This window comes from Gluconobacter sp. P1D12_c (assembly GCF_018812105.1).
In the GTDB taxonomy this organism is placed as follows: domain Bacteria; phylum Pseudomonadota; class Alphaproteobacteria; order Acetobacterales; family Acetobacteraceae; genus Gluconobacter; species Gluconobacter oxydans_A.
In genome coordinates this window covers 1-395 of the sequence record NZ_JACSIQ010000682.1, presented here as the reverse complement: position 1 = coordinate 395, position 395 = coordinate 1, and the positions used below count along the sequence as shown (strand labels likewise).

Here is a 395-nt window from a genome sequence, read left to right as displayed (position 1 = left end):
GCGATATTGAGGAAGCTCATGAAGGACARGGCGGTYTTGTCGTATCGGGTCGCGATRCGKCGCATCTGCTTGAGKTKRTTGAACAGCCGCTCGATGCGGTTGCGCTCCCTGTAACGCCGCCAGTCTGTTTTCTGAGGAACGCTGCGGCCTTTGCGTGAGGGAATGACCGGCAGGATCCCATGGATCAGCAGATTCTGGCGGAAGCTGTCGCTGTCATAGCCCCGRTCRGCCAGCATGGCYYTGGGGTTTGGAACCGCAAACGCCATCAGGGTATCTGTGGCTGTGTAATCCGAGAGCTGACCTCCGCTAAGGGCAAAGCCGAAAGGACGTCCTTGATTGTCGCACCGGGCGTGGATTTTGCTCGTAAAACCGCCGCGTGATCGACCAAAAGCCTC

1 protein-coding gene is annotated in these 395 nt (G+C 58.1%); it reads right to left on the bottom strand.

Annotated elements, in window-relative coordinates; translation table 11 throughout:
• Positions 1-356: IS5 family transposase (locus tag KP705_RS20475; RefSeq protein WP_308267679.1), on the bottom strand; the 356-nt coding region annotated here is incomplete at its 3' end.
• Positions 357-395: the final 39 nt, after the last annotated feature.